General features: G+C 41.1%; 22 protein-coding genes. 7 read left to right on the plus strand and 15 right to left on the minus strand.

Going from position 1 to position 25,804, the window contains the following annotated elements; all coding sequences use genetic code 11:
* Nucleotides 1-8: 8 nt before the first annotated feature.
* The 13 genes from RG47T_RS09485 to RG47T_RS09540 are packed head-to-tail and all read right to left on the minus strand — an operon-like array spanning nucleotide 9 to nucleotide 14,797.
* Entirely contained in the window at nucleotides 9-2,837 is a 2,829-nt protein-coding gene (locus RG47T_RS09485) for a baseplate wedge protein (RefSeq protein WP_074489194.1), read from the minus strand.
* Nucleotides 2,838-2,868: 31 nt separating this feature from the next.
* A complete protein-coding gene (locus RG47T_RS09490; RefSeq protein WP_074489195.1) occupies nucleotides 2,869-3,654 on the minus strand; it encodes a hypothetical protein in 786 nt (261 codons plus the stop codon).
* Nucleotide 3,655: 1 nt separating this feature from the next.
* Nucleotides 3,656-7,459: a baseplate J/gp47 family protein gene (locus RG47T_RS09495; RefSeq protein ID WP_074489196.1), complete on the minus strand. Its 3,804-nt coding sequence runs from the start codon at nucleotides 7,457-7,459 to the stop codon at nucleotides 3,656-3,658.
* 6 nt (nucleotides 7,460-7,465) lie between these two features.
* Nucleotides 7,466-7,888, minus strand: coding sequence for a GPW/gp25 family protein (locus RG47T_RS09500; protein ID WP_074489197.1), 423 nt, complete (start codon nucleotides 7,886-7,888; stop codon nucleotides 7,466-7,468).
* Nucleotide 7,889: 1 nt separating this feature from the next.
* Nucleotides 7,890-8,186, minus strand: coding sequence for a PAAR domain-containing protein (locus RG47T_RS09505; RefSeq protein ID WP_216351032.1), 297 nt, complete (start codon nucleotides 8,184-8,186; stop codon nucleotides 7,890-7,892).
* A 15-nt stretch (nucleotides 8,187-8,201) separates the two neighbouring features.
* On the minus strand, nucleotides 8,202-9,998 hold the full coding sequence (gene vgrG, locus RG47T_RS09510) for a type VI secretion system tip protein VgrG (protein ID WP_074489199.1): 1,797 nt from the start codon (nucleotides 9,996-9,998) through the stop codon (nucleotides 8,202-8,204).
* Between the two features lies 1 nt (nucleotide 9,999).
* The gene (locus RG47T_RS09515; protein WP_074489200.1) at nucleotides 10,000-10,680 is read right to left on the minus strand and encodes a CIS tube protein; all 681 of its coding nucleotides are present in this window, start codon (nucleotides 10,678-10,680) and stop codon (nucleotides 10,000-10,002) included.
* Nucleotides 10,670-10,831, minus strand: coding sequence for a DUF5908 family protein (locus tag RG47T_RS26055; protein ID WP_171972504.1), 162 nt, complete (start codon nucleotides 10,829-10,831; stop codon nucleotides 10,670-10,672). Before RG47T_RS26055 ends, RG47T_RS09515 begins: the two co-directional genes overlap by 11 nt.
* A gap of 2 nt (nucleotides 10,832-10,833) precedes the next feature.
* Nucleotides 10,834-11,274: a phage tail protein gene (locus RG47T_RS09520; RefSeq protein WP_074489201.1), complete on the minus strand. Its 441-nt coding sequence runs from the start codon at nucleotides 11,272-11,274 to the stop codon at nucleotides 10,834-10,836.
* A gap of 5 nt (nucleotides 11,275-11,279) precedes the next feature.
* On the minus strand, nucleotides 11,280-11,735 hold the full coding sequence (locus tag RG47T_RS09525; RefSeq protein ID WP_074489202.1) for a phage tail protein: 456 nt from the start codon (nucleotides 11,733-11,735) through the stop codon (nucleotides 11,280-11,282).
* 44 nt (nucleotides 11,736-11,779) lie between these two features.
* Nucleotides 11,780-13,345: a phage tail sheath family protein gene (locus tag RG47T_RS09530; protein WP_074489203.1), complete on the minus strand. Its 1,566-nt coding sequence runs from the start codon at nucleotides 13,343-13,345 to the stop codon at nucleotides 11,780-11,782.
* Nucleotides 13,346-13,369: 24 nt separating this feature from the next.
* On the minus strand, nucleotides 13,370-14,218 hold the full coding sequence (locus tag RG47T_RS09535; RefSeq protein WP_074489204.1) for a hypothetical protein: 849 nt from the start codon (nucleotides 14,216-14,218) through the stop codon (nucleotides 13,370-13,372).
* 3 nt (nucleotides 14,219-14,221) lie between these two features.
* Complete coding sequence (locus RG47T_RS09540; protein ID WP_074489205.1) at nucleotides 14,222-14,797, minus strand: Pvc16 family protein; 576 nt, start codon at nucleotides 14,795-14,797, stop codon at nucleotides 14,222-14,224.
* A gap of 269 nt (nucleotides 14,798-15,066) precedes the next feature.
* On the opposite strand from RG47T_RS09540, the gene RG47T_RS09545 reads away from it, so the two are divergent.
* Entirely contained in the window at nucleotides 15,067-17,106 is a 2,040-nt protein-coding gene (locus RG47T_RS09545) for a glycosyl hydrolase family 18 protein (RefSeq protein WP_074489206.1), read from the plus strand.
* Nucleotides 17,107-17,525: 419 nt separating this feature from the next.
* On the opposite strand, the gene RG47T_RS09550 is transcribed toward RG47T_RS09545, so the two are convergent.
* On the minus strand, nucleotides 17,526-19,931 hold the full coding sequence (locus RG47T_RS09550) for a glycoside hydrolase family 2 TIM barrel-domain containing protein (RefSeq protein ID WP_074489207.1): 2,406 nt from the start codon (nucleotides 19,929-19,931) through the stop codon (nucleotides 17,526-17,528).
* 410 nt (nucleotides 19,932-20,341) lie between these two features.
* On the opposite strand from RG47T_RS09550, the gene RG47T_RS09555 reads away from it, so the two are divergent.
* The 6 genes from RG47T_RS09555 (at nucleotide 20,342) to RG47T_RS09580 (ending at nucleotide 24,365) form a co-directional block, all read left to right on the plus strand.
* On the plus strand, nucleotides 20,342-20,950 hold the full coding sequence (locus tag RG47T_RS09555; RefSeq protein ID WP_083627354.1) for a Crp/Fnr family transcriptional regulator: 609 nt from the start codon (nucleotides 20,342-20,344) through the stop codon (nucleotides 20,948-20,950).
* A gap of 51 nt (nucleotides 20,951-21,001) precedes the next feature.
* Nucleotides 21,002-21,430 (plus strand): tautomerase family protein, encoded by a 429-nt coding sequence (locus RG47T_RS09560; RefSeq protein ID WP_074489208.1) that lies wholly within the window; start codon nucleotides 21,002-21,004, stop codon nucleotides 21,428-21,430.
* A gap of 29 nt (nucleotides 21,431-21,459) precedes the next feature.
* The gene (locus RG47T_RS09565; RefSeq protein WP_074489209.1) at nucleotides 21,460-21,993 is read left to right on the plus strand and encodes a Cif family virulence factor; all 534 of its coding nucleotides are present in this window, start codon (nucleotides 21,460-21,462) and stop codon (nucleotides 21,991-21,993) included.
* 241 nt (nucleotides 21,994-22,234) lie between these two features.
* Nucleotides 22,235-23,140 (plus strand): alpha/beta hydrolase, encoded by a 906-nt coding sequence (locus RG47T_RS09570; protein ID WP_074489210.1) that lies wholly within the window; start codon nucleotides 22,235-22,237, stop codon nucleotides 23,138-23,140.
* A 68-nt stretch (nucleotides 23,141-23,208) separates the two neighbouring features.
* A complete protein-coding gene (locus RG47T_RS09575) occupies nucleotides 23,209-23,334 on the plus strand; it encodes a pirin family protein (RefSeq protein WP_245770806.1) in 126 nt (41 codons plus the stop codon).
* An 89-nt stretch (nucleotides 23,335-23,423) separates the two neighbouring features.
* Complete coding sequence (locus RG47T_RS09580; RefSeq protein WP_074493291.1) at nucleotides 23,424-24,365, plus strand: NAD(P)-dependent alcohol dehydrogenase; 942 nt, start codon at nucleotides 23,424-23,426, stop codon at nucleotides 24,363-24,365.
* A 199-nt stretch (nucleotides 24,366-24,564) separates the two neighbouring features.
* On the opposite strand, the gene RG47T_RS09590 is transcribed toward RG47T_RS09580, so the two are convergent.
* Complete coding sequence (locus tag RG47T_RS09590; protein WP_083627355.1) at nucleotides 24,565-25,758, minus strand: serine hydrolase domain-containing protein; 1,194 nt, start codon at nucleotides 25,756-25,758, stop codon at nucleotides 24,565-24,567.
* Nucleotides 25,759-25,804 lie beyond the last annotated feature (46 nt).

Here is a 25,804-nt window from a genome sequence, read left to right on the forward strand (position 1 = left end):
AGTATTAATTACAACCCTGATTTACCATCACCGGCCAAAAACCTGATCAAATTTGCTTTTGCATTTTTATTTGCACCTTCAGAGGCTGTTAAAAAATTAAGCCAGTCAAAATATAGTGGTTCAAAGGCTTTCATTTCTGCAATGCCCAGCCATTTGAAAAGCGGAGTAATATGCGCCGGGATATGAAGCCTGAACAATTTTTCGGCATGGTCCCTAAAACTTTTGTCCTGAAACCGCGCAGGCCATGCAGGAAATACGATACTTATCCGAAAGTTAAAAAAGCTTTCACTTACAACGAGATCGTTATCCGCCCTAATCACTCCTTCAAAACATGGGTAAGAATGGTTGTGGTTTTCATGGCACTTAACAAGTGATGACATCAGCTCCGAATGCTTTTGGTATGCTTCGGCAGTTAATACAGGTTCTTTGATATGCCCGGGGTTACACAAGCTAAATACTTCGTCCCTGCTATGCGCTGCCGCCGACTTTACAATATCTGTAATTAGCTCCTCACGCGATTCAAACGAGGAAAACGATTTTGAGGCAAGCAAAATCTCATTCTTAGATTTATGAAACTTAAAACCGAACGCCTTTTCATTCAGGTACGGTCGTAGCAAGATGTGTTCTACAAGATAAAACCCTTCTGACTGTATGTTAATGTCTTTAAGAAACCCGATAAGGTTTTTAGCTGCTATTATCGCCTTAGCACTGTCTGCATGTTTGCTGATAACCGACCATATTTTTTGATGTGGCGGCTTGTACATCAGCAAATGGCCGTTTGCAATTGAGGGACCTGGCCCGATGCGGTAATTCTTTATATCAAGTGCATATTTTAATACAGATATTTCCTGGTTATTGAAAGAAAAGGAATCAGCCTGTCCAGCATCATCTTTCAACAAGCCAAGCGTAACCATCTTTTCGACCTCGTTTTTTGATAGAACGATTCTGGGCATGTCTAATACCCAGTTTGCTTCTTCACTGTCGTCAGATACCACTGGCTGATGGGTGGCCTTTTTTGCTTTTTCAAGCCGTACCATGTCAGTATTTAATGCTTCCGAAAAAGGTTTGATGTTGCTGGCTGCCGTAGTATATAGCAACTGGTTCATTTTCCATACAAAATCGCGGCGGTCTGTTTGGTCATCAGCATTCTTCAGGTAGTTGAATGATATGGCGCGGTTATAACCAATGTTGGCAATATCCTTAAGTATACCAGATTTCCACTCCAGTTCCCTTTCTGCGTTTCCGGTATCATCATCAGGCGTATACAGTGCTGTATATAATTTTAAGGGATAGGGTATCAGAAACTCGTTAAACCTTGCCAGTAAATGGTCAAACATTACATTCTTCCGGTTAATTGCGCTTTCATCGGTTTCTACAGTACTATTTAACGCTTTTGTATACGCGTTTTCATCCTCGTTTATAAAGTTATCCCAACGGTAAGCCGGATTAATAGCTTTTGTATCTGTAAACGCTTTGAAAAGATGTTCTGCACCGGGCAGGTTGTATAGTGGCTGGCTATAATAGGTTTTTGAATCCCTGTTGTATTCATTAGAAAAAACCTCGCCAATATTTGCCAGCTGCGACAGATAGTTGGCTATGATCTGTTCAAAAAATAAAAGATACCCCTTGAGTTGCTTTGCCTGCGCTTTTCTGAATGAAGGCTCGCTATGTACCAGCCCTTCTTCGCCAATGCCGTATATATGCGGAAAAAGATATTGGATAGAATAATATGCTTCGGGGTTACGGAAAGTGCCATCTACGCCCTGGCTTAATTTTTTATAGATGGAAGCTATGAAGCCCCGGTCTGATGATTCTCTTATCTTTTGCAGCAAGCTTCTGAAAACAGAATTTCTCATAGGTACTTCGTAGTTGTCGCTGTACAGTTTTATGAGCGGTTCGGATGCTTTAATGTCAAATAATAAAAATCTGTTTGGGTCAATGGCAAAGGGCTTACTATTATTGTTATTATCCCCGCCGTTTACAATCAATTTTTTTACAGACACCACACCGTTTATCTGCGAGATATTCTTGCTGAGTTCTGCAGGGTCTATCAGCTTGCTCTTTTCTTTAAGTTCGCTATCGGGTATAAAGCCATTTTTAAGTATGGGGCCCGAATAGATATTTTCTATTGGGTAACCCTTGTCAAGCAGTTCCTTCTCAGAATAATGCTTCACAGGCATGTTAATGGTGCGCTCTATCTGGCGATAAATATGGGCCAGCGTTTCTTCCGGCACCAGCTGTTTGCTGATCTGGATATCCGCTTCGATAGTTATTTTAATCGCTTTTAGTATAACTATCTCCTGGCGCATATCTTCGCAAAGGCTCCTTTTATCGTTAAAACAACCGCGCACCAGGTCTGCAATCCGCTCTTCGGTTTCAGTACCGTTTAAAATATTGTTGGCTACATCCCTTTTTACCTGCACTACAATTTTATACAGGCCTTTTAAAGAATTTTTTGTGAGTGATGAGGTTACCGGGTAAAGCCATACATTATCAATCTCGCTTATCTCATCAATAATTACTTTCCGGAAATCATTAATGGTAACCGGGTTGCTGGTAAGTATCTGGTCTTTTGTGAAAAATGAATTCTTTTCATAGTTTACCACACCATTCCTGTCAGACAGCAGGTCTGGTAACGGGAAGCTTGTCCTGTAAGCCAGGTCTGTAATGGCAAAGCATAATTGTTCAAGTATGGTAACACCGGGATCATGCAGGTTATAGTCGGTCCAAACGTCGCCGCACATCTGCTGGATCATTTTAATACCATGTTCCCTCAATGCCGCGAAATCCATGGCCATGCCCAGGTTCTTTTTTTCTATGGAAACAGGCTTGATCATCCGTATTTTGGAACTTGTTTAAGCAAACTCATCAATAGATCTCCTCTTTGTTTAAAAAGATGGTATCATCCCACAATTTGGTAACGGTATAGTAAATATCAACATCATCTGCATAATGGCTGTTGGTCCTCATTTCCAGCCTGTAGTTATGGGTAGTGCCTTTCCATCTCAGGTTTATCTTATTCCAGAAAAAGCCCCTGCAGCTGCTGTTCTTCCGTATTTTACTGCCCTTTGGCCCATAGGCACTTACAGCAGTTGCATGTATAACCGCAAATTTACCGCTGCCCATTTTGCCGGTACGGGCAACAATTTCAAAAGCCTGGCAGTTATCAAGGTTGTCAATAATGGTATGCCACTCGCCATTGGCAGGCTTAGTACCTGTTTTATAGGTGCCGATACGGCCCTGCATGCCTATGAAGCCATTTACCTCGGTTTTATATTTATCATCGCACTTTTTGCCTATTCCAAACTTCCCGTTTGTATGGAAAAAGAAACTTGTGTTATCAATATTTTTTTTACCCGGTGCGTTGTTAAAGGGTTGCAGTTTAAGGCAGTTAGGATCGGGTTCATCTTTAGAAATAATGTAAAAAGGATCGATCTCATTGATGTCTTTATAAAAAGAGACCAGATTTCTTGACGTTTCGTATGACGATACATTCAGGCCGTTCTCCTCATCTTTAGAGAAACCGTCGTCCATCTTATGCACCATTGAATTGATCAGATCGGCGTAATGCTTCTCGGTAGGTATTTTACCGTTCCTGAAATAATCCTTTAATTGCTCACGGCTCTGGCTTTGTTTCGTTGCTTTTTTTCCCATTTTAATTAGGTTGTATATGATGAGAAATTATCAGGTTAAAGTATTCTTCTGTTGGTTTATCGGGCTGTTTATGGTAGTGTGTGCCGCTGCTTGCTATCAAAAGCTCTTCGGCCACGGCCAGTTTCCCGATGCCCACGTTTTCTGGTTCAGCATACCTGGGCTCATCCATAATCTCGATCAAGTGATGTTCTGCCGGTATCAATACGGCCTCGGGGACCGAACCCTTTATGAAGTCGCTCGAATCTTTAGCATAATCCTTGATCATTGCATATTCTTCATCCTGATCTGGGCCTTCCTTATTAAAAAAATGCACAACAGAAAAGCCTGTAATATCTGATATGTAAGCTTTATTTTTCAGGAAATTAAGAATATCGGCTATGTAGATCTCTTTACCAACCTTAAATACCGACTCTGACGCGTACATCCACGGGCACAGATATTCTTTAATATCATCATTTAATTTAACGGTAAGCATCCCATAATCCAAACCGGTATCACCGTTGAACTTAATTTTGAAAACTAGTTTTATCCGTTCATAAACCGGGTTTTCTACCTGTACCCTTATGAATGGAGATACCGTATCCGTGAGAAATTTTTTTACCTTATAAAGTGTTGCCAGGTTAACTTTGGGGGTTATACTGGTAAATAGGCTGTTATCCGCCTGTTCGGGAATAAGTACTACCCTTAAACACCCATCGTTCAAAAAGTTAGCGTCATCTGCTTCCGGCTGTATGCATTTTACCATCAGTATCTCTGGGAAATTTTGCAGCACAGACTGTTCAATATCGCGCGGGCTCAGCATCCGTTGTTTATGCCTCAGGCGCTCGCTCACCCTGATGTAGTAATGCTCATTTGTTTCGGCAGGCCGGCCATTGTAAGAAACAAAGTCCTGGTAAACATTCTGCACCCCTTTTACTTTATGCATAAACCCTTTAACCGAACCTGGCTGAAGGATAAAACTATCCTTATTGGCATCATCTAACGATATGACGCGTGTGGCTGTGGCTGCATTGGTATATAAACCGATCATCCTTGATTTGATGTCACACCTACCGCGCACCCCTGCCCTTATCCAAAACAAGCCCGGCGTTAGTAGCGTGTTGTTTGTTTTAACAGCAGCCGGTGTTATGATACTGACTATGCCGGTATGGGTAAAATTATTGGTGGCATCACGCAAAATGTCTTTTTTTGCGAAGTTTATCCATTTGTTATTCTCCAGGTAGCTCCACTGCAATAGCTCAGGATCTTCATCTATAGACGAAAAATTCTTTTCTTCTAACTGAAACAACAGGGAAAGCTCGTGCTGTGGTAATACATCTCTAATGCCTATGTAAAGGTTATTCTCCATTTCAAAAACTGGCATCAAAAAGTAAGCCTCCAAATCTTCGTCGGGATAGCCAGACGCATAACCGAACGGGCATTCATAGATCATTTTTAACCCATTGTCTTCATTCTCGGTATCAGAATTAGCCTGCAATGCTTCAGAATGTTCGAGCACATAATCTATGCTGATGTTTTTAATAACCGGCATGTATGGCAGGTTAGGAAGTGGTTGTTTTTTATTGAATCTGCCAGAATTGTGCAGTACCGCTTCCGGGAATATTTTGCTGAACGTTTGGTGCCCGAAAGCATCTTGCGGGGCTGTAAGCTCGAGCCTTACAAAACCATCAGTGAAAAATGTATCGGCTATTAAAGCTTCCTGTTCTAATAAAGGCTTATTTGAAAATGTAAGCCTTTTTATATCGATATCTTTAAGTTGGGTATAATCCGAAAGTAATTCTGTTCCATCCGCCTCTGTTTCAGTTTCAAACAGGCCGAAAGATTGTTGTTGCGCGCGCGGTTTATGTACCCCCTGCGTAATGGTACTCAGCTTTACCCGGAATGAGTCATTGGTGATACCGGTATGATAGGCTTCATAATAATTTTTCCATCCACCCGTATTATAGGGCAAACCTATCCACTCCAGCGTAATAGAAAAATTGCGGGTATGCCTGTTAAAAATATTGGTGTTTTTTATATCCAAATAGCTGCCCATGGTAGGCTGTGGCCCAAACGGTTGAAACGCATTGGCCGCGCTTAACGCGCCAATATTATTTTGCAGCTTTACTGTTTTAACACCCTTTACCTGCACCCTGATTGTTACCCGTTCTATCCGCTTGTTCTTAATAAAAGCCAGCGGGTGGTAAACAGCATAATTATTAAGCCGAAGCCTTATTGCCGGCCAGTTTAGCACGTAACTGCCGCCATGAATGCTTGCGTTATAGCTAACAAGCGGCTGATCATCGGGGTTAAGTTCTGCAATTACTTCAAGGAGCTTATCCAGATAGTTCAGTTTTACACTGTATCTTTTTATTTCTTGCCAGCCGTTAATTCCCGTAAAATTAATAATAAACGCATTCGACAATAATTCATAAGCTGCAGCCTGTGTGTCTTTTCCGGTGGACGCCGCAAAATTCTGAAACCAATTTGTAATGTCTATAAAAGACTGGCTTTCGAGGTGAAATTTCAGGTGGATTGTTCTACGCCCCTCGCTGAGGTACAATATGGGCGATGCAACGAGGATACCTGTTTCTGCATTTTCCATTGTCCTGGCTTCTTCAGAAAGTTCATACTGATCTTCGCCTAACAAAGGCCATGTTTCAATAGATTTTGTGCTTTTTAATATTGCTCCCGGCTTTATGGGCGCATATTCTTTCTTATAAGCCTGCATGGTGGTGATCTCCTTGCCGGTTTCGTCAAAAATTTGTGTGTAAGCACCAATGTAAACCGTTTTTAGTTCTGTGATTTTGGCAGGCGTTATCACAATGTTTTCATCAAGGCTGAAATAAACTGGTTCTTCGCTACCGGCCACTTCTGCCAACAGTTGTTCACCTGCTTTAATTTGAACCTGCTGAATGCCGGCATCAGGTTCAAATACCACATGCACACTATCAGGAAGTGCTCCCTGCATTTCTATCCCTAATATGTTGCGGTAGTAATGGTCAAGATGGATTTGGGGAATCTCGTTTATCTGGTCTTTCAGGTGGCCATAAAGATGAAAAAATGCAATGCATAACGCTAAGTGAGGGTTATAATGCTCGTTCACCAGGTCATGGTTCTTGATATAAAAGGTGGTGATCCCTAAAAAATGATTGTATTTACTGCGTATATCGGTAAAGATCTTACGCAGGTAAGGCAAGGCATGAAAGATCTTTTCTTTAGTAACATCTCCTTTTCCAAAGATATTTTCGATCACTGTTTTTTCTGACGGGTCCACCGGTTTGTAGGCTGCTATCGGGATGTCTATCTTAACTTCTTCACCGAATAATTTACGTGCCTGGTAATTATAATACCTTATCTTGATCAATTCGCTGCCGAAGCCCTCCAATACAGAAGTAAGCTCTGTGGTGATGTGATTGTGGTTTTGCGCCTTTGTTAATTTATCATATAACTGTATCATTAACAACGCTATATCCAGTATAAACGCAAACAATTCTTTAAATGCAGCTATTGTTTCTTCATCACTGGCTGCTGTGTATATATCTGATTCTATTTTATCGTATTTATTCAGATGCGCAGAAAGATCAAACCTCGAAATCAGTACAATAAGCACATTGATATCCGAAGTAAAAAAACTTTCCCAATCGCCATCTATCTGGTTTGATGAATTGTAATAATTTACCTGGTTTGAAATTGATGCCATAAACTTCATCAGGTCGGCAATATCCCTGTCATCAATATTCACGCTATCGGTAGCAAGCGCTACCAGTTTCCTTTCTTCCTGGCTTAAACCATCCAGTATATCAGATAAAAGATCGGTAGCCATGATAAGTTATCGGGTTGAAACGTTAGTACCTTCTAATAAGTAAAAAGGGAAAACTATATTATGCCGGGTATTGGTAATAATAACCCTGAAATTTACCTGTATGCTTAGCACACCGTCCAGGTCATCGCGGTTTAATATTTCGGTATCTATAAAGTTTACCCGTGGCTCATAGTTCAGCAGCGCGTGGTATATAATATGGTTAAGCCGGGCAATAAGTGTCGAATCTGTTTTTTCAAATATCAGTAACTTCAAACCGCAGCCAAACTCGGGCTGCATGATGCGTTCGCCCGGCGTGGTACTCAATATAATCCGCAGGCTCTGTTCTATATCTGTAATATCAGAAACCATTTGCACGGTATGATTTGCTTTGTCAAAAAACGGCGGAAAACTCCATCCCGTACCTAAAAAAGACTTTAATTCATCTGCCATATTACCCTCCTATTAAAACTGTGGGGAAACCTAATATAATATTGCCCCCGTGTGCAGTGGTATCGCCCATACGCGCGGCCGGTTTACCACAGATCATAACCGTTGCCGAGCCTTTAATTATAGAATCGGGCGGGCCTACGCAAACCACATTATCACCCATTAAAGCAGCCGGCATGTTCCCGATCAAAACCGTTGGCGCGCCCGGCCCTATAATTGGGCCCCCAACGTGCGGTATAGGCGGTATGCCTGGTGTTACCATAGGGCATACATGCATATCTGTTAATCTTGCGGCCATCATTCCCATAAGTTCTGTTTAATTGATCATTACCATAGCACCCTTAACAACTGTTTGCCCTGCTGCCGAAATTTCGGCGGTGGCATTTCCCTTGGCTGTGAAGCCTACATTTGCCGTATTGCTGATATTTAAGCCCGCAACAGCAACATCCTGCGTTGCAGTAAGATTGAGTTTGCCGGTTGCATTAAGTGTTATGTTACCCGTTGCTTTGATGTTGATATCCTTGCCACTCTGCAAATCAATGCCCGATGATGTCATTTTTACCGAGTTGCTGTTCTGGTCTTCTATTTCTACAGACTTTGCCTCATCGCTAAAAGTGATCTTATTGCCACCCGGTGTTTCTATAATGATGACCTTTTTTTCATCATCAAAGCTTAGCTTAAGCTGGCTTTTTGTGATCAGCGATTTAATGTAATTGTTGTTATCTGCAGGTGTTGCCACTGCTTGTTTAGCATTGCTGTACAATGCGCCAAGTATAATTGGATACTTAGGGTTGCTTTCCAGAAAACCTACTATAACTTCGTCGCCAACTTCGGGCAAAAAACCTGCGCCAGCGCTTGATGTGGCGTAAAAGTTTGCCATGCGGGCCCAAATGCCATCCTGTGCCTCTGCATTTGATGGCAGGCTTATCAGGATGCGGAACTGCGACTCCGGGTCTTCAAACAGTTTCTTTACCGTGGCCACTTGCAAGCCATGTATGGCAGGCATTTGCCCTGCTGCTGCCGGATAAGATATGTTCATCCTTTCATAAACCGCGCGGCTATCAAGGCCAAATTTCACATTGGTTAGCCATTCGCCCTCTGCTATCTGATGCGTAAGCGACGATACAAAGGCATTTCCGTTGAACCTTTCGCCAACACCGGCAATTTCAATAATACTACCTGCTTTAACCGCGGCATTGCCCACGAAGCTCACCTGGCCTTTTTGTGCGCCGAGCCTCATCCGCAGTAAATTACCATCGGCCCACGCTTTAAGCTCATCTTGTGCCATAGGTGTAACCGAATTAAGGCTCAGCTTGGTTTGCTGTAATTTACCCGATAAGCTTTTGGCAGTTAAATTACCCTGCAAATTTATAGCGGGTTCGGCGGCTGTAGATTTTAGCAATACCTGGTTTTTAATATCCCAGGCGGTAGCTTCAAGAGAGGGTGCCTGTTTTTCAGCGTTCAATTCGGCATTAAAAGAAATGATAGACTCGCCAAATGCAACACGTAAAACAGCCTCACCATTAAGCGCGGGCTTACCTATGGTCATCTTATCGCCATCGAAAGTAATAATGAAACCGTTGAACTCCGCACGAGATAAAACAAAGTCCCAATCAGTAGCCAGCTTTTGAAAAGTGCTTTCCATCAGCGGCGTGGTGCTATCTACAGTTGCAGTTAAACTATAAGTATCTATAATAGCTTTGATGATGGCGCTATCTGTTTTGTTGGTAAAGGCAGATTCTTTTTTGTTAAACGTCATGCTTACCGCCTTGTGCTTGCAGGTAATGATGAGGTTATAAGCTTCTGATGAATTGATCTGTACACCCTGTTTAACAATTACCCCCTTGAAGATCGATTTTTCTGTATCACTGCCGTACCCGGCTGTTATTTCAATATCATTACCTGGGATAAAATCGTTGCTGTCGCTGATGGGGAAATCACCTGTTTCTACAGAACCATCTAACAGCACTATCTCTGCAAAGGATATTTTATTGATCTCGTGTGTTATATTAACAGAATTTATAGGATAATAATCTTTTATAGGAGATCCGTTAACCTTAATGGTGAGCATTAAGGTGGGGTTTTCTATATCCGCTGGCGATTTAGGGGGCATGTTATTTTTTAATTGGTGGAAAATAGATCTGGTCGCCGGGCTTAATAGCCTGGAAACTGCTTAAGCCATTAGCTTTTGCTATTTCCATGTAGTATGAACTGTCGCCATAGATGCGGTATGACATCAGCGGCAATGTATCGCCGGCTCTAACCGTGCGTACATGGGTAAGGTCTGGTGATGATTTTGCAGCTTCCTTAGCTTTGGTCTTATAATCTTTACTTTGGGTAATAGTGATGTCTATAGTTGCCCTTAAGGCTTTACCCGCTGGTGTAAATAAGTTATATGTCACATCGAGCTTAGAGCATACACCTGTAAAGGTTAACCTCCCCCATATAATTAACAGGTAAAATGGCCGGTGGATATTACCCTGAAAGCCATAAACCAGGTTGGTAAAAGTATCAATGTAATCATCAACGTCTTTATACTTGGCAGCTAAGGGTACTATGCCTGTGCCATCTACAAAAAAAGATAACGTAAGGTCGCTTTGGCCTATGCGTTTAAATACCTGGGTTGAATCCGTAGCTCCAAGCGCCTTATCGTCAGAATAAATAACGCTATATGTGCGCTGATATTTAGACGGATTTATAAAAGCGTCTATCTCCCCGGCTTTCTGATATTTACACGGCGGATCTTTAAATGCCTGAATCTTTAATTTAATAAGGGTTTGGGTATTATCTCTCATACACGTTATCAAGCTTCAGTAATATTTTTTCTGTGCATTCTTTAATAAGCTTGTTTTTAAGCTCATCTATATCCCGTTGATTAATGGTATGCTGCTTTTGGGGCTGCTCAATAGCAACCCTTATTACCAGTTCGCGTATTTCTATCGGCATTGTTAATTCACTTTATCAAAATAATCAAAACATAGCTCAAGTGTTTCCACAACAATGGCGTTATCCTGTGCTTTCAGATCAGATATTTTGATCGAAACAGGATAGGCATTGATAAATTTCCAGGTAGCAATCGGGCGCGACTGCTCATCCATTAAGTTAACTACGATGGTTTTGGGATAAAAAGAAAACTCTTCGATATTATGGGTAGCCCAGGTTATGAGCGGGGAACCTAAAAGCATCCCCCGCTTTAAAACCAGATTTTCGTATTTAGGGCGTGTAGGCATGCGATGCACATAGCGGTTTTCACCACCTTCAACCACTTCATCTACACCAATTTTTACGTTAAGTCCACTTACTTCCTGAAAACTACCCTCATTTTGTCCCGTTATGCCAATTACATTAACTTTAAAATAAAATCCAACAGGAGGATAGTATTGCGCCATTAAGGTTAACTGGTTATAGTAAGACCTTCATGCGCTAGTTCCATACTCTCTACCGCAACTTCATTAGCGTCGGCTTTCATGTCTGTAACCGTAATTTTAGTTGGGAAAGCGTTTAAAAGGCTCCAGCTCATGGCTACCGCATTGGTTTCGTCAAGCAGGCTTATCAAAATGGTCGACCGTTTAATGGTATTCATTTTAATAGCGTTGTATTTATCCCATAGTGCTTTATCACCTTTGAAAATTCCTTTCTTGAGGGTGATGTTACCGAATTTCTGGATTCCCGGCATTTTCACTGTAGAATACACCTTGCTGCTGCCACCGCGGTATTCTATTACCTGGGTTTCTGAAGATAGGCCTGTTACTTCCTGAAATATTAATTCAGCATCGTCCCATTTAACCTGGAACGAGAATTTAACGAGGGGCCACGTTGCTACTGATTGGGCTGAGCCATCATCTGCCATAATTGAAAAAGTTTAAATTGTGATAAGATATAGATTGATAATAGTTAAGATTGTTGCATTTGTTGCTGGAAGGTGATTACGATGAACTCAGCAGGGCGTACTATAGCCACCTTAACTGTGATCAGCATTTTTCCGTCCAGTATGTCTGTAGCTGTCATGGTTGCGCCAAGGCCAATCTGTACGTCAAAAGCCTGCTCTGGCGCAGCACCTGCCAATGCACCTTGTTTCCATAAATTGACCAGAAAGTTGTTGATCATGCTTTTTACTGTTATCCAGGTGTTTGCATCATTCGGCTCAAATATATAAGCGCGTGTTGCAAGCTTAACAGATTGCTCTATCATGATAAGGGTACGGCGTACATTAATATAGCGCCAATCCTGGCTGTTGCCATCCAGTGTGCGGCCTCCCCAAACCAAAGGGCCAATACCCGGGAAAGCACGGATCACGTTTACAGATTTGCCGGCCATCACATCAACGTTAAGGTTTTGCTGGCCCTCATTTGATACGCTTACCGATGGCGCGTTAACCATGTTAAGCGATACGTTTGCAGGTGCTTTCCACACCCCCCTGCTGCTATCTACAAGTGTATATATCCCTGCCATAGCTGCTGCAGGCGGCAATTCGTTCAGCGTGCTCCTAATTTCTTCGAGCATATTGGCATAGGTTGGGCTAGTAGCCTTTAATGCCAGGTGGAAATTTCTTTTAGCGTTTTGAATATCAATTTTCTTGTTTGCTATTTCTAAAGGATCTTTTAAACCTGCCAGGTCAGAAGCAAGCGTCTTGCTGTTTGCATTATATTTATTTACAACCTCTTGCGCGGCTGCCTCAGGTAAAATAGTTTCAAGATCTACAGCGTCATCTAAATTTTCGAAATCCACTTCGCCGGGCTGCACAATAGATGTTTTAAGCCAAGGGTAATAAGCAGCACCGTAGTTAAGATAGTTGATCCCTATCTTGGTCCTGAAATTATCTACAATAACGGCAGTATCTTCATCAGGCTGTTGCTGTACCAGGTCAAGTATTGCGAAACGGCTTTGCATATTGCCACAATGGTTTAATACAGCGGTGTAAATTGTGGTATAGCAATCCTCACCTAGTGAAATTGCATCGGGTATAACTACCAGCGTTGGCTCGTATTCTTTTTCGAGCAGTTGCAGCGGGCTAACCGGTTTATCTGCAGAACCAATAAAGTCTGCAGCTAAAATATCAAACCCATCTGGCTTATCGCCGTAGGTACCAACAGAAACAATAAAACAAGGGCCCCCTCCATTGGCAAAAAATAGCCGGATGCTGTTATACAGGTAGGCTGTATTCTTATCATTTATTTTAACCAGCTTTTGAACGCCGGCCAGGTTAAATGTTTCTGATTTTACCTTCGGATCCGGATCTGCAAGTGTGAACCTGGATTTAAAACCACCACCAAATGATTCTACATACTCGGCGAAGGATGTTAACCTGGTTGGTATTGATATAAGTGATTTTCCGTTGCGTTCTGCTATTTCTGTGTAGCCGATAAACGCGGGTACAGCCGTTTCAACTGCAACTGCCGAACTTGGAAAGGCGTTTTTTTCTTCGATGTAAACACCTGGTGTCATTAACGTTGATGCCATAGAGATAAGGTTTAAGGTTTTAAATTAATGTATAATTATTTCTGAATAGTCTTTTTTCGGTTCGGTTATATCTGTTTGCGGCAGATGCGAGATCAAATTATTATCTGGTAAGGGCAGTATACGCATCACAACCCTGTATTTATCAGAACCCGGCTCATAGTTTTCTACCAGTTGAAAGCTATTGGCAGAAGAACGTGATAACCGGATAGGCTCGGGAGATACAAAAGCTAACGCCTGCTTCTGATTGGGCAGGGTTAACTTGTGCGGCCCGGTAAATTGCTGGTTAGCATTGTGCCCTATAACGGCAGGGTTATTAAGCCCGGTAAGGTACGCGCTGGCAAGGATGTACCGCCAATAAGACGACCGCGCCGCAAACTTAACCGCATAAGCAGTTTGCAGTGCCTCATCAATTTTAAGATCAAGTATTCCGAAAGGCTTTATAAAAAGCTGGCCTTTAAAACTACCGGCCGGGAAAATGTCTTTTTCGGATACAAAACCCTGCGTATGCAATGTGCCTGCAAAGATCTTGCGTTTTTTATCGTCAGAAAAATTGCTGAAATAGTAAACAGAGGTTGATACATCTGCGGGAACTGCGGCCGTATAGTTGAAAAAACCGGTGTCTTTTAAGAATAACCTAAATTCGCAAACCAGGCTTTCTTTCAACATATCTTCGCGGGTACGCTGCCGCCCGGCAATCTTTTTGTCAAATAGGATATGAAAACCACTTTTGGTGGGCTTATACATTAAACCCAACCCCAGGAAACGCGACTGTGTTTCGTTTGATAGCCGTATATCAATTGCATCAAAGCCCCCGCCCACAAAATATTCATGGCCGAAGGTGATGGTAGTTAATATATCAAATTCAACGTTCATGGCTTAATTGATAGCATTATCACTATTGATACCCGAAACAGATGGCCTGTATTCTCTGATAATGGATTCATCAAAGCTCAGCATGCGGATCTTATAAATAACCGACGGCATGTATTTAGCCCCCAATGATGACCATACATTATTAACCTGCTCTGGTGTAAAGCTGGCAAGCTCAAAGATCAGTTTATCTATCCGCTCATCAAGCGCAGGTGTGTTGCTGCGGGTAAAAACATTTTTGTGCTGGAAATAAGCGATAGTGAAAGACAAGAAACGTAGCGCTTCTGTATAGTTACCGCTGCTGAAGTAAGAGGAAAACAGTACGTACAGGTTGATGTTTAACGGCGTAGCCCGGTTAGCAAATGTAGAGCTCCCACCTGCAGAACCTGCATTACTTTGACCGGTTACTTCTTTTTCTATATTCACTATCGTAACAATTATTTTGTTTTCTCCCTGTATCGCTATCGTGCCGTCTTGGTTGATGATGCCCGAAAGCACCACTTTGTCTTCATTTATCCTTAGCTTATTTCTGAAGTATTCATTTATATCGTCAGTTAAACAAGTAAGCGTTTCTAATATCATTTTAACAACAATTATATAGCAATTCCATACAAGATATATAGATCTTATTACATCGTTAATTGAACGATATTTTAATAATATAATAATATTTAGAGTCGGAGGTCTTTAGATCGAAAACATTAACTGTACAGGTTCTTGCAGGTATTTTAAGCAAGTATTTTACGATGCGTTAATATTTTTTGTAACATTAAGTAAAAAAAAATTAAAAACATAGCTTTAATAACAGTTTTTTAAATAATCTTTACCTCGCTTTATCACGCATTAATTCCATGTTAAAACATTGCCTCAGTTTTGTTTTCGCTATTCTTATTGTTGTCTTTATTGTAAGGGCAGATAATAAGGTGAGCCCTACCGAACACATGGCAGGCAACTATGCTCCCATCGACACGGCCAAGACTGTCGGGCTGCTCAAAAAACTTTCAAATGCACTAAAATTTCGGAAAAACTCCTTAACAAAAGAGAAAAAAAGGGTTATTGATATCATTGGTCAGGTGTTAAGGGATTCTTCTATCACTACTACAAAAGACCTGGGCGACCTTAAGAACGACCTTACAGCATCTAACAAGATGCAATTTGACTCTTTGATGAAGCTCATCCAAGAAATCAAGGCCCAAAAGCCCCAGAAAATTGAAGTATTGGTGCCTGCCGACGGCACAAAAGTTGATCCGAATACACCACCCGAGCCGGTTTCTGACCCCAACACCAAATACATTAACGCGCTGATAGATAAACTTGTACCTATTTTAAAAGACAATAAGGAAATTGAACAGCAGAAAGAAGCCAAACAGAAAAAGTTAAAACTTTTAAGATCTATTTACAACCATCCATCGGTATTTAGGGATACCATAAATGACAGCACTGCCGTAGATTATACCGTTAAGATAAGGCAAAAAGCAAATGTTTGGGGTTTTTATGAGTATGGCACCAATACAGCGAACTTTGATTTCAAAGTGCTGAACACCCTCGATTACTTTGCTTATTTTCTGAATGGTAAAACCGGCTACAGCAAAAATTTTACGGGATGGGACAGCCTGGAGGTTATAAAAGATGTACAGTACGCCAGGAATAAAGTAATATTGTCGGTATTTAATGACGATGCGATTAATACTGCCGCCTTTTTAACCAACGAAGAAGCGCAGAATAATATGGTGAACAGCACCCTCAACCTGCTCTCGTCAAGGAATGCAGATGGTGTTAATATCACTTTCCGTAATCTTAATAAAAAGCTTTCGGGCAATTTTGTAAGGTTTATTACCAGGCTTAACAAGGCGTATAAATCGGGTAAAAAACAGTACAGCGTTAATATAACCATCCCCGCTTTTGACCAGGGCCACGCGTATGACCTTAACAAGCTGGATTCGCTGACAGACAATTTCCTGATCGATTTTAGTGTGCGCACAACTACTAAATTTGGCCCCATAGCGCCGTTGCACCAGGAAAGCGATTATAGCATTGAATCGTGCGTATCAAGGTACCTCAACTCTGTTGTGCCGCCGTATAAGTTCATATTGCTGCTCCCCTATAATGGCACGTTATGGAAAACCAACATCAAAACAGGTGTCAATACGTTTAACAGATATATACCTTACAGTGAGATCAGATCTAAATACCAATTTTCGCCAGTTGAATTTGATAAGGTAGCCGCATCATCAAAAATAGAACTTAAAGATGCCAATGGGATTGTTAACGGGGCTATTTGGTACGATGATGAAAATACGCTTGATGAAAAGTATGATTTTGTGTTGCAAAACGGCCTTGGCGGTGTTGCGGTATCGCCACTGGGTGCAGACGAAGGCTATGGCGAGTTGTGGGATGCCCTTGCAAGTAAATTTTTAAAGATAGATACGGTAATTTCGGCTAGGATCAACCTTAAACACGCGACAAAACTTTCGGGCTGGGAATATATCAAAAGCACTTTGCAGGTTTATTACCGTGTATTAGAGCACCCCTGCCTGCCCGAAAACCCCGACAACCGCCTTATTATGTATTTTAATATATTCTGGGTTATACTAACGCTGGCTACGGCGGTTATACTCATATATTGTTTAAAAAATTCTGGGGATACCTGGCAATGGAAAAAGCCTGTAATCATTACCCTCATCTGTGAAGTTAATATACTGGTAATCACCATTTTTATGTGGCTTTACCTTGCCGACAGTATCCCATGGTTTGGTGCCGGGTCTGGCAATAACTGTATTGATATGCCTTTTAGTAAATTGCTTATCATTATTGTATCGGGTATACTTTTAGGCACTGCCGTAATGCGTTTCCTGATATTCCCGGCTATTAAAAAAGATGATACACCTTAAACGCATATAATCAATGATGCCGAAAAATTTATAATGTTCTAACTGCGCACTAAGTTTTGTTTTGTTGTGAAATGAATTTACATAAAATTAAGCCTAATGGAAAAGGTAATTATTGATGGAAAACGGCATTATCCACTTGAATTAGCATGAGGCCATTAAGAAATATTAAGCATATAATATACGGCATAGGGCTTTATTAAGTAAATATGATATCAGGGTAAGCATTGATTTTCATGTTTTTTGAATATTATATTTTGATTGTTTAAGCAGTATGAGACAGCAACTGATTACACTTTTCTTTGTCAGCAGCCACACGATAAGCGTCATTAACCGCGGCGGCTCCGTTGCAATCGATGCTTTGGTAGTTTCTAATGCACGATAAGTAGTCAATCGGGCTCAAATGAGATTTTTAAATTACATTACCTGCTTATTGTATTCATAATTAAGGATGCAGTTTCCAGCCCGGGAGCACTAACCTGCAATTCCAACTTTCCGGGCTTTTGCGTACTTTTTAGGATAACCACAGCCCGCCCCTTCCAAACCTTATGTTGGCTGCCTACGTATGGATCGGTATCCTGTAAATTAGCGTTGCCTACACCTGCTATAGTCCCCTCCCCGGTAACCTGGAAAGAAAGCTGGTTATTGGCATCAGGCACTGTAAGGCCATTACCATCAACGATCTCAACCGTTATATAGGACAAATCCTGTGCATTCGCAGACAGCATCTTTCTATCGGCTGTCAATTTGATCCCCACTGCTTTGCCTGCGGTTTTAAGTATTCGGGTCTCCACCTCTTTCCCGTCTTTTACGGCTACTGCCTTTATTACGCCGGGCGTATAGGGTATTGTAAAAGTCGCTTTAAATTCCTGCGCCTGGGTTGTAGGCTGTTCCCCTAGTAATTTATCATTCAGGTATAATCGTACTGCCGGGTATTTTGAATATACCTCAACCTGCACATCTTTACCTTCAAATCCCGGCCAGGTCCAGCTTTCCCATGTGGGCCAAACCGCCCATAAGGTTAGCCTGATTGGGCCACTTTCAGGATTCGGCTCTTTCACCGCCAGGTATAATTCTTCTTTATTGCTATATAATAGTTCACGGTAATGTGATATGGGCTTTCTCCAACCGGTGAGATCAATGTCACCACAATAGGCACCATGCCATGGGAACAGCGGTTTTTCATAATGCTCACCCGCAGGGTCTCCAGGATAAAAGTGCCGGCCGATACCTGATTCGCCCAGGTAATCGATGGCCGTCCACACAAAATCTCCCACTATGTAGCTGTTTTCATGGGATAGTTTCCAGTTGGCAAAAGCATCCTTCGGGTAGGATTCGGTTTGTACAATGATTCTGGATGGTACGCGCTGATGATCGGCGGGAGCACGGTATAATTGATAGTTGTAACCTGCAATATCATGAGCGGCGAAAAGAGGATCGAACATTTCCCATTCGCTATCCCAAGTGGTCATAGCAGAAGTTATAGGGCGGGTAGTATCCAGCGTTTTGATAAATTTTGCCATCATTGTAGCAGTTGCAATTGCTTCCGGCTTTTTCCTTTCGATAATCTCATTGCCTATGCTCCACATAAAAATGGAAGGATGATTACGGTCACGTAACACCATTGTCTCTACATCCCGTTGCCACCATTTGTCAAAATACATCGCGTAATCATACGGGGTTTTGTTTTGGCGCCAACCGTCAAATGCTTCGTCGATCACTAAAAGCCCCAACCTGTCGCAAGCATTTAAAAAAGCTTCCGAAGGTGGATTGTGTGAAGTCCGTACGGCATTAAACCCGGCAGCTTTTAAAAGTTCAACTTTTTTTTCCTCGGCCCGATCATAAGCGGCAGCGCCTAATATGCCGTTATCATGATGGGCGCAGCCTCCGTTTAAAATAATCTTCTTCCCATTTAGCTGAAATCCGTTTTGCGTACTGAAAACTAATGAGCGGATACCAAAAGCAGTAGTGGTTTCATCAACTGTTTTAACCCCCTGTTTAATTGTTACTCGTGCGTTATAAAGCCAGGGCTCTTCGCACGACCAGAACAATGGATTTTTTACGACGACATTTTGAACCACTTCCCTTGTTTCATTAGCGGGCAGGGTTATGGTTGTATTAGTATTTCCAGCCTCTCCTTTATTTTTATCTGTTAACGCAGTAAATAAGCTAACTTTTTTTGGAAACAGCGTCTCGTTTTTCAAAATCGTTTTAATTTCGACAGTGGCGTTGTTTTTAGTAATATTATTTGTTTTTATGCTTATTCCCCAATTGCCGATATGTACGGCATCGGTTACTGTTAGCCAAACATGCCGGTAAATGCCGGAGCCGCTATACCACCTCGAATTTTTTTGTTTTGAATTATCAGCTTTGACAACCAGAACATTGTCACCATTATAGTTAAGGTAGGGTGTTATATCGTATGCAAAAGCAGAGTAACCGTAAGGCCTTACACCAATAGATTTTCCGTTGATAAAAACTTCAGAGTTCATATAAACGCCTTCAAAGTAAACGGATATCTTTTTTGCTTTTAACATAGCCGGAACCCGAAAATTTTTCCGGTACCAACCGGTTCCTGTCGGGAAATATCCCCCGTCATTGCCTGATGGGTTGTAGGCCTTGGTTTGTCCTTCTATACTCCAGTCATGAGGTAAATTAAGTTTTCTCCATTGTGCGTCATTAAAACTCGGTTGGCTTGCTGTTGGTTCGTCATCAAGAGAAAATTTCCAGTCGTAATCAAAAAGCTGTTTTCTACTGGCGGTTACAACATTTTGCGCGTTCACCATCATAGTTAACGACAGGAAGAATAGAGTTAAAACAGATTTCATAATGATGAAGGTTGATATAGGACAATTTTTATGCTTATCAAACATAAAAAAAATGTTTAGATACAACTATACCAGATCATAGTAATCGCTTGCCCAAATAATCAATTGTATCACAAGGGTGACTAAGTGTTTCGCATGGACGAAGGATTTAGCGCTGCGCCTGCCATTACTTATACAAAATATCAGGGTACGTTTCTCAATAAATAAAAAGCTTTACTTTAAGCACAGTAACTTCATTTCCCAAAACATATGTATTATCTATATGCTTATAAAGCGTTTTAATTCAACAATTTCAGCCATGAGTAAAAGTAATAAAGCCCAATCATGGCAATACTTTTATCATTAAATAATTGATAACAGAGAAGTAAGTAATTGTTATTTATCTTTAATACATATTTATAATTGCCCGTATGAATACAGAAACTCTTTTTGCTGATGAACTCACTACTTTAAACAAGTTGCTGGCAACGCTTGTTGGATTGGACGAGCAACATGTTGCTAAATTCAGGCAAATCATGTTTCATAAAAAATTGAGGAAAAAAGACTTCCTGATCACTGAAGGCACGACCTGCAATTTTATAGGAATCGTTGTTTCCGGGGCTTTGCGTTCATTTGTACGTGCGGGTGAGAAAGATGAATTTAACAATGATTTTTATTTTGAGCATGACTTTGTTAGTGCTTACACCAGTTTTTTAACATCCCAGCCCACAAATTGTAACATTCAGGCCCTGACGGATGTACATGTAGTTTACATCACTGCGGAGCAATACCAGGTATTGCTCGCACGGGATAACGAATGGTTTAAACTCGGTAAGTATATAGCGGAAACATTTTTCATCAGGAAGTGTAAAAGGGAAACCTCATTTTTAAAGAATACAGCCGCTAAACGACTGGAAAGTGTATTGCAGCTCTACCCGGGAATTGAACAGCGCGTTTCACAATATCATATCGCTTCTTATCTGGGTGTAAAGCCTGAATCCTTGAGCCGGATCAAACTCTTAACATACATCAATAAATAAGGGCGATTTAATGCGGAGGTTTGTACTTCATCTACTACTAAATATTGAAGTATGCCAATCATCGAATTAAAAATAAGCGGCCGGGAAGATCCGGCTTTAGCGCAAAAAATCGCCAACGAAATTAGTCGCCTTACCAAAGAAGTTTTAAAAAAGAAGCCTGAAGTTATAGTAGTCACGGTATCGTTTGTCCCGGATTATCTTTGGTTTGTTAATTTTATATCGCTGGCTGAACTAAAGAAAAAAAGCTTCCATCTTAACATTAAAATATCGGATTCGACCAACCTTAAGGTTGACAAGGCCGATTATATTGAGGCTGTTCACAAATCCTTGAGTACCTTACTCGGAGACATCCATCCCGTAAGTTATACTGCCATTCAGGAAATGAAAGCAGATGCCTATGGTTACGAAGGATTAACGATAGAGTATAAATATATTAATAACCAAAGGAAAAATGACATCATCCCCGCGCACATCGTTTGAAATCATTATCACCTATTAGCACTTACCAAATGAAAAAAATCAAGATGCTGTCGTTTATCATTTTAATAACTATTCAATATAGTTATGCGCAACAAAAAACAGACGACAGAAAAGAGATCACCTCCATTATAAACAAATACAGTAAAAGCGTAATTGAAAAGGATTCGGTGGCATTTTATAGTTTATTTAATGACGGCATTGTAACCTGGTGTGCAGCACTTAAAGAAAGATCGCAAGCCAAAGAACTTGAAAAAAATGGAATCAAAGCTGCACGCAGCAATTATTTTTCAGGAAGTTACCAGGCTTTTATGCGGTCGTTATCCATGTATAGGTCAACAGAAGACAAGTTCGATCATATTCGGATCATTGAAGATGGAACTGTCGCATCGGTCAGTTTGGATTACAGCTTTTGGGCAGATCATAAAATGACCAATTGGGGTGGTAAGTACCTTATGTTGATCAAGCGAGACGGAAAATGGAAGATCACCAGCGTTATCTATTCCTTAGAACTTACTGACTATTTTGAGCAGCCCTCGCTTAAAGAAAGACAAAAAGGTTCTTAGTCTGGCATTAAGCCATTGTATTGTTCAATCGATAAAATAATGATAGATGGCCTAGGGTAAGATTTTGGCAAATATGCTCATTTATTGATGATTGAGAAACATGGTAACTTAATTAAAAATATATCATTATGGCGTATCGGACTATTTTTCGGGCTTGACGAGCTATTTTAAATTGGGCATACTGCTGACCTTTGACATATCATTTAGAACAAAAAGATATTCAAACTTAAAAAATAACCCGATGGCACTATCCGAAGAAGTATTACAAACAATAGCCTACGCCGAGGCTCACGGCTATGATAAGTTAAACCTATTGCCGCCGCAACAAACCCGAGACCTGATGAAACATGCGCCTGCAAACCCGAACCCTACAACGGTTAGACAGGTGATCAATACAATTATCGAAAAAGACCAGATCCCGGTAAGGATTTATATTCCCAATGGAGACGGCCCCTTCCCAGTGATTACTTATTTTCATGGAGGAGGTTTCGTGCTGCTAAGTTTAGATACTCATGACGAAATTTGCCGCCAGCTATGCGCTAATACAGGTGCTGTGGTGATGTCGGTAGATTATAAACTGGCACCGGAGCATCCCTATCCCCAAGGTCCGGAAAGTGCTGTAGCAGCTACGCTTTGGATGATTGAAAACGCGAAAAACTACAATGGCATCGGCGAAAGAATGGCGGTTGCAGGCGACAGCGCCGGGGGATATATGGCTATTTGGGTGGCGCAAAAACTGGCAACTGCTGGGGTTATACTAAAAGCCCAGTTTGCAACCTACCCCGTAACAGATCACTATTCATCACACCATGCTTCGTGGAAAGAAAACAAAGAAGGTTATGTATTGACTGCCGAAATGATGAAGTGGTTTTGGGATAATTATCTAACCGACCCTGCTAAATTCGATGAAGCATCGCCATTAAGAACGGCAGACCTTTCGGGTTTGCCACCGGCGTTGATCATGACGGCAAACTATGACCCCCTGAGAGACGAAGGGAAAGCTTATGCCGATAAGCTGCAAAAGGCAGGTGTGCCTGTAACCTATCAAAATTACGAAAACATCCATGGATTTTTTGGGACAGGATTGATAGGACAGCAGGCAATGCAGGAAGCAAGCAACTTTTTAAAAGACAAATTAAACAGTTAATCAGGTTGCAAATCATTTCAAATCAACAAAAGATCGTGAATAAAAAACGGTGGTTTTGGTAAGTATCGATGCACCCGCATTGGGATGATGAGATACTCACCTATCTGCGAAGTGGCGTAGTTCAACATAGTGACACCGAAGGGTATATCGAGTTTATTACGAATAAAATATTAATGATGATGAATGCCGCTTAAAGCTGTATAGGATTCCGATTTATACTTTATAAAAGATTATAATGCTGCGGTATTTAAACAAGGTTAGCGGCAACATAAAACAGAACAAAATGAAAAAGATAATCTATTCTAAATTCGGAGGCCCGGAAGTATTGCAAATAACAGAGGTCCCTATTCCTGCCGTTCAGGAAACAAACATATTAATCAAAGTTAAAGCGGTATCCATTAACCCGCTGGACTGGAAAATACGCAATGGGGAAATGAAATTAATGTCGGGCAGTAAATTCCCAAAAGGCATTGGTATTGATTTCTCCGGCATTGTTGAAGACACCGGCACAGCGGCAACTCAATACAAAAAAGGTGACGAAGTATTCGGCATATTGGATGTGTTTAAAGGCGAAGCACTTGCTGAATACATCCTTGCCTCCGAGAACGAGATAGCTATAAAGCCCTCAAATATTTCATTTGAACAAGCTGCGGCCATGCCGGTCGTAGGTTCTGCTGCGTTGCAGATATTTAAAACTTTAGTAAAAGTAGAAAAAGGCAATGAAATTCTGATCAATGGTGCTTCAGGTGGTATAGGCATGTTTGCGACTCAGATCGCAAAAATGAGTGGTGCCATAGTGACTACCGTAGTCGGCGGCAGTGGTATCCAGGCGGTTAAAGATTGGGGTGCTGACTTCATTGTTAATTACAGCAACGAAGATGTTTTGAAAGGCGACAAACAGTATGATGTTGTTATTGACCTATCAGCCAAAATGCCTTTTAGTAAAGCAAAACAGGTTATGAAGCGTTCGTCAACTTATATACACACCGCCCCCGGACCTAAAGAAATCATCAGCTCTTTTTTTATTAACATGTTTTCAAGTAAGAAATATAAATTACTGATGCTTAAACCCGCCCCGGAATACCTGGCCGAACTTACAGGTTATGCCGCGAGCGGGATTGCTATTATTGTCAGTAAGGTGTATCCTTTCCATTTATTTGAAAAAGCCTACACCGAAGTTCCTAATGGCAAATTTATCGGTAAAGCGGTAATTACAATAGATTAGTCCAGTTAACTGAATTTTTTTATAGCATCGGTCGTAACTGGTGTGAAAAAGTTAATTAAATTACCATACGGATCCCGAAATAATAACGAACGGTTACAATGACCTCCGTTAATCCTTATTTTAAGGTTTTTAGGGAAAGAAAGAGAATTGCTAAAAAAGTGGGCAACCATTGGGTTGTTGCACCTATAACTCAAAAGCATTATTTAGCAGTATCCTTTAAATTCAGGCCATAATTATATAGGATATTATAGATGTCAAAAAACTTATCTTCCTCCTTATCGCTAAGCGAAGTATTGGAAAAGAAGATTACCGCTACTTCTTTTTTCAGATCAGACAACATAAAAGTTCGCACACCAGGATCTGAACCGTTGTGCCCTACCCTTTTACCGCCCATTTTGGTTGCCCAGAATATCCCGGAATTAAGTTTTCCCGGATCCACATTTTCAGGTTTATTAGTTTGATCAAACTGGAACCTTAGCATTTCCTGCGCCAACTGCTTATTCAAAATCTTCCGGTTGCCATAAGTTCCGTCATTCAGCAAACAGATAAAAAACTTTGCCAAATCGTCCACCGATGTACGTACGCCTCCATCAGGATAAGTTGTGCAGCCGTATAAAGGGATATTTTCAATGCTACTCCCCTTTTTATCGTATAGTTTAGAATGATTGATCAGGTTTGTTTCAGACAGAAACCAACTGCTGTGCTGCATAGCCAGCGGTTCGAAAATATATTTCTTGCTGTATTGGTTTAACTTTTTACCTGTTCTAAGCTCTACTATATAACCGGCCAGGGCTGCCCCAATATTAGAATAATCACGGTAGGTACCGGGCTTATGGTTCAGAAAGTTTTCTTTAACATAATACCTGCCTCCGGGTACAAAATAATTTTTAAGAAAATCTCCCAACGATTCCGGAGAATCTTTACCGGGGAAATAAAGGCTGTCTGTGTAAAAAGGATAACGGTCTGCCAAGCCAGATGTGTGCGTGGCTAATTGTCGTAGCGTAATAATATCGTTAGGCCGATAAGGGTTAATTAATTTAAAAGGCAGGTACTGGTTAATATCCTCATCAAGCATTACCTTACCTTGTTCTACAGCTTTTATCAGGCATGCCCCCGTAATAGTTTTGCTTACCGATGCGATATTCATGACCGTTGAGGTAGTAAACGGCCTTTTATTTTCCAGGTCAGCAAAACCGTAGGCATTTTCCCATACCAGCTTTTTATTAACGATGATGGCAGCACCAATGCCTACGATACCGGTTTTTGTCATTAGTTGGTTAATAGCGCTATCCATATTCAGTTTATTACCGATGCCTCTCGCGCTTTGGACATTTACCGGTAAAACCTCAATAATTAAAAGGAAGCATATAGTGATCGTAAATCTTGCGTTCATTCGATAATGTTAATTAATGTATTGTGAGCCTGTAATTATAGACGCG

The organism is Mucilaginibacter polytrichastri (genome assembly GCF_001911425.1).
In the GTDB taxonomy this organism is placed as follows: Bacteria; Bacteroidota; Bacteroidia; order Sphingobacteriales; family Sphingobacteriaceae; genus Mucilaginibacter; species Mucilaginibacter polytrichastri.

Bases quoted from the DNA above. Each gene is read 5' to 3' on its own strand.
- RG47T_RS09485 (WP_074489194.1), bottom strand. From the start codon at position 2,837: ATGATCAAGCCTGTTTCCATAGAAAAAAAGAACCTGGGCATGGCCATG.
- RG47T_RS09490 (WP_074489195.1), bottom strand. From the start codon at position 3,654: ATGGGAAAAAAAGCAACGAAACAAAGCCAGAGCCGTGAGCAATTAAAG.
- RG47T_RS09495 (WP_074489196.1), bottom strand. From the start codon at position 7,459: ATGGCTACCGATCTTTTATCTGATATACTGGATGGTTTAAGCCAGGAA.
- RG47T_RS09500 (WP_074489197.1), bottom strand. From the start codon at position 7,888: ATGGCAGATGAATTAAAGTCTTTTTTAGGTACGGGATGGAGTTTTCCG.
- RG47T_RS09505 (WP_216351032.1), bottom strand. From the start codon at position 8,186: ATGATGGCCGCAAGATTAACAGATATGCATGTATGCCCTATGGTAACA.
- vgrG (WP_074489199.1), bottom strand. From the start codon at position 9,998: ATGCCCCCTAAATCGCCAGCGGATATAGAAAACCCCACCTTAATGCTC.
- RG47T_RS09515 (WP_074489200.1), bottom strand. From the start codon at position 10,680: ATGAGAGATAATACCCAAACCCTTATTAAATTAAAGATTCAGGCATTT.
- RG47T_RS26055 (WP_171972504.1), bottom strand. From the start codon at position 10,831: ATGCCGATAGAAATACGCGAACTGGTAATAAGGGTTGCTATTGAGCAG.
- RG47T_RS09520 (WP_074489201.1), bottom strand. From the start codon at position 11,274: ATGGCGCAATACTATCCTCCTGTTGGATTTTATTTTAAAGTTAATGTA.
- RG47T_RS09525 (WP_074489202.1), bottom strand. From the start codon at position 11,735: ATGGCAGATGATGGCTCAGCCCAATCAGTAGCAACGTGGCCCCTCGTT.
- RG47T_RS09530 (WP_074489203.1), bottom strand. From the start codon at position 13,345: ATGGCATCAACGTTAATGACACCAGGTGTTTACATCGAAGAAAAAAAC.
- RG47T_RS09535 (WP_074489204.1), bottom strand. From the start codon at position 14,218: ATGAACGTTGAATTTGATATATTAACTACCATCACCTTCGGCCATGAA.
- RG47T_RS09540 (WP_074489205.1), bottom strand. From the start codon at position 14,797: ATGATATTAGAAACGCTTACTTGTTTAACTGACGATATAAATGAATAC.
- RG47T_RS09545 (WP_074489206.1), top strand. From the start codon at position 15,067: ATGTTAAAACATTGCCTCAGTTTTGTTTTCGCTATTCTTATTGTTGTC.
- RG47T_RS09550 (WP_074489207.1), bottom strand. From the start codon at position 19,931: ATGAAATCTGTTTTAACTCTATTCTTCCTGTCGTTAACTATGATGGTG.
- RG47T_RS09555 (WP_083627354.1), top strand. From the start codon at position 20,342: ATGAATACAGAAACTCTTTTTGCTGATGAACTCACTACTTTAAACAAG.
- RG47T_RS09560 (WP_074489208.1), top strand. From the start codon at position 21,002: ATGCCAATCATCGAATTAAAAATAAGCGGCCGGGAAGATCCGGCTTTA.
- RG47T_RS09565 (WP_074489209.1), top strand. From the start codon at position 21,460: ATGAAAAAAATCAAGATGCTGTCGTTTATCATTTTAATAACTATTCAA.
- RG47T_RS09570 (WP_074489210.1), top strand. From the start codon at position 22,235: ATGGCACTATCCGAAGAAGTATTACAAACAATAGCCTACGCCGAGGCT.
- RG47T_RS09575 (WP_245770806.1), top strand. From the start codon at position 23,209: ATGCACCCGCATTGGGATGATGAGATACTCACCTATCTGCGAAGTGGC.
- RG47T_RS09580 (WP_074493291.1), top strand. From the start codon at position 23,424: ATGAAAAAGATAATCTATTCTAAATTCGGAGGCCCGGAAGTATTGCAA.
- RG47T_RS09590 (WP_083627355.1), bottom strand. From the start codon at position 25,758: ATGAACGCAAGATTTACGATCACTATATGCTTCCTTTTAATTATTGAG.